Raw genomic sequence first — 3,405 nt, 5'->3', positions numbered from 1 at the left:
ATGCTCAAAAGTGAATAAGTAAACATGGATTCTATATATTTAAATGCAAAAACAATGGTTTCAGATCTAAAAAATATCCAGGCTATAACAGTTATGAAAAATGTTAGTAAAATTTGAGACCAATCTTTTATAGCTGATAATCCTTGACCTATTACTATATCTCCTACGTTTTTTCTGTTTTTATTTAATAAAAATAAGGGGAGAAAATAAAGCGCATTCAATCCACCCCAAAATATAAATGTCCAGTTAGCTCCATGCCAAAATCCACTTATAAGAAAAACTATAAAAACATTTCTTATTACTTTTATTTTATTGCCTTTACTCCCGCCTAATGGTATATAAAGATAATCTCTAAACCAGGTTGATAATGAAATGTGCCACCTTCGCCAAAACTCAGCAATATCTCTCGAAAAATATGGGAATGCAAAGTTCTGACTTAGTTTGATGCCAAATAATTTTGAAGTACCAATCGCAATATCACTATAACCTGAGAAATCACCATAAATCTGAAAAGCAAACAAAACACCACCTAGAAAAAGGGTACTTCCATTGTAATTTGTTGGATTATCAAATATCATATTTACATAAGTCGCACAATTATCAGCAATCACTACTTTCTTAAAAAGACCCCAGAGGATTTGTCTTAAGCCATCTTTAGCAGATTCATAGTTGAAGTTTCTCTTATTTAAAAATTGTGGCAAGAGATTGGAAGCCCTCTCGATAGGACCTGCAACCAATTGGGGAAAGAAACTAACAAAAACCCCAAAAGAAATGAGGTCATTTGTGGGTTTAATTTTCCCTTTATAGATGTCAATTGTGTAACTTAATGTTTGAAACGTATAAAAACTGATGCCAACCGGAAGTATAATATTTAATGAACTAGCTTCAAAGCTTTGGCCAAAGAATGAAAACATTTGAGTAAAATTTTCAACAAAGAAGTTGAAATACTTAAAGACCCCTAAAAGACCAAGGTTTACAAACAGACTGATAAATAACAGCTGTTTCTTTTTAGTTTTTAAACTTGTTTGATCAATTTTTTTACCAATAGAAAAATCTACTATAGTGCTAAAAAGGATTAAAATCAGAAACCTCCAGTCCCACCAGGCATAAAAGAGATAACTTGAGAAAATTAAAAAAAGATTTTGCTTATTTACATTCTTTGTTCCAATAAGCCAGTATATTAGAAACACTAAAGGAAGGAAAATCGCAAAATCAATAGAGTTAAAAAGCATCTATTAGCTTATTTTAGGTATGTATAAAATTGAAAAGCTTAGATAGTAATTTAATTTTACTGAAAGTCTTTAACTTTTTTTAGATTTATTAGCATGAACTTCAAAACCATCTTTTACATCTAAATTAAAAAAAGTTCCCAGTTTCTGCCATTTCAATGGGTCTTCAAGTTCTAATTTAATAATTCTTTCGGAACCAAATTGTTCAAAAAACAATTTAGCATCTCTATTCCAGGTTTCATAAATAGCTTTATAGTGTTCCCGATGACTTTCATTTAACTCTAATAGATTATCAATCTTCTTTGAATTAAAATCATGACTAAATGGATATAATTTATCAAACTCTGTTTCTCTTCTATATATCCTTGAATGTCTATAGGTATTACCAAGTGTTTTCCCATTTGAATGGCTTACCATAGAGTCAAACCATTTGTCGGGGTCTCTTGTAAAAAGAATAAATTTTGCATTTGGAAAGCGATGAAACAATACTTTATAAAACCCGGGTGACCACCAAGGATTATCTTCAAAGACCTGATGATTTTTAAAGTCTTTACTTTTGAATATGGCTTCAAAATTTCCTATAAACCACATTCTTGACCATTCAGTGCTTCGCTTTCTTTCATACCCTGCAACTTTATAGTTATGATCTTTAAAAAACTGCCCTACTGAGGTAGTGCCTGTTCTTTGAATAGAAATACAAAATATTTTGGGTTGCTGTTTTTTAAAAATCATACACTTTGGTATTCTGAATCAAGCAAAAATGGTTGCCACACATCCTTGTTATGCAATACTTGAAATGTAAAACAATTATTTATTCTGATCAAAGGTGCGTTATTGCTTTTGTAATTTGCTGAAACGTTTAGGCTATAAATTCCCTTTGATAGCTGGATTTTATTGTGTCTAATAACGAATTTTATTTCATTATTTTTAATTTTTATCTCAGCGTTTACATCATTTTCTCTGAGAATTGCGACGGGACGTTGTTCTTTATCAAAAAGTATTACATTAAAAACAGGCACTTCATCAATCTCTTTATCTATTTTAAACCTAAAATACAATTTTAAATCGGCTCCCCAATCCAACTGGTTAGTGGGTTGATTGGTATTAGGGTCGAGCAGTTGTACTTCTACCAAGCAAATACTACCATCATCAAACACGGTATTGGTTTCATTATTGATAAAACGAGCGTAGTATAAATCAATGCCTTTGGCGACATCTTCTCCCTGGTATTTAGCGATACCATTTTCCATCAAAATAATCTGGTTGCACATACGAGAGACCATGGGCATACTGTGGGAGACAAAAATCACAGCGGTTCTGGGCAAGATGGTATCAATCGTCTTAAAACACTTCAATACAAACCCCAAATCCCCCACTGCCAGTACCTCATCAATAATCAACACATCCGGCTCCATTTGTGCCGCCACGGCAAAGCCCAGGCGCACTTTCATCCCGCTGCTGTAATTCTGCACGGGCATATCGATAAATTCTTCCAGCTCGGCAAAGGCAATGATGTGGTCGAGCTTGTTGTCGATCTCTTTTCTGGTAAAGCCCAGGATGGCGCCGTTGTTATAGATGTTCTCCCGCCCACTGAGGATGGGGTTAAAACCGGCACCCAGCTCAATGAGCGCCCCTACCCTTCCTTTGATGGTGACCTTACCGGCATCGGGGTTGATGAGTCCGTTAAGGATTTTAAGCAGGGTGCTTTTCCCGGCCCCGTTGTGGCCAATGAGTCCTAAGCACTCCCCACGGCGCAGGGTAAAACTAATGTCCTTTACCGCCCAAAACTCCTTGTCGCGCAGCAGGCGTTCGTTTTTATTGCCCGTCACGCCACTCCACAAGTCCTTCACACCATACCACAGGCTGGTCTTGAGGTCTTTGCAGAACTTTTTGGAGAGGCCCTCAACGCGCACTAATACTTCGTCTTGGTTTGTTGTTTCTTGTTTCAAGTTTCAGGTTTCAGGTTCAGGCTTGCCTTCCTTAGCTTCAGCATAGGGAGGTTAAGGTTCAAAGTTTAGCGTTCCTCCCTTTAGGGATGGGGCAAAGAACGCGGGTTTAAAATTAATGATTTTTAGCAGAAATCCTATTTCTTCTCATAAGGAATTCTATTAATTGGTTTTGCTATTGACTGGTTTACTGGTGGACTGGTGGACTGGTTTACTGGTGGACTGGTTTA

General features: G+C 35.9%; 3 protein-coding genes. All 3 read right to left on the bottom strand.

Annotated features, from left to right (window positions below):
* Window positions 1-1,232: MBOAT family O-acyltransferase (locus AACY61_RS10690; protein ID WP_339611569.1), on the bottom strand; the 1,232-nt coding region annotated here is incomplete at its 3' end.
* A gap of 69 nt (window positions 1,233-1,301) precedes the next feature.
* Entirely contained in the window at window positions 1,302-1,961 is a 660-nt protein-coding gene (locus AACY61_RS10685) for a sulfotransferase (RefSeq protein WP_339611568.1), read from the bottom strand.
* Window positions 1,958-3,142 (bottom strand): ABC transporter ATP-binding protein, encoded by a 1,185-nt coding sequence (locus AACY61_RS10680; RefSeq protein WP_339611567.1) that lies wholly within the window; start codon window positions 3,140-3,142, stop codon window positions 1,958-1,960. Before AACY61_RS10680 ends, AACY61_RS10685 begins: the two co-directional genes overlap by 4 nt.
* Between the last annotated feature and the right edge of the window lie 263 nt (window positions 3,143-3,405).

This window comes from uncultured Planktosalinus sp. (assembly GCF_963973675.1).
Lineage (GTDB): Bacteria > Bacteroidota > Bacteroidia > Flavobacteriales > Flavobacteriaceae > Planktosalinus.
This window is presented reverse-complemented; position numbering and strand designations above follow the sequence as displayed.

What these genes read in the sequence shown, in the direction of transcription:
- AACY61_RS10685 (WP_339611568.1), bottom strand. Translation starts at nt 1,961, where the DNA reads ATGATTTTTAAAAAACAGCAACCCAAAATATTTTGTATTTCTATTCAA.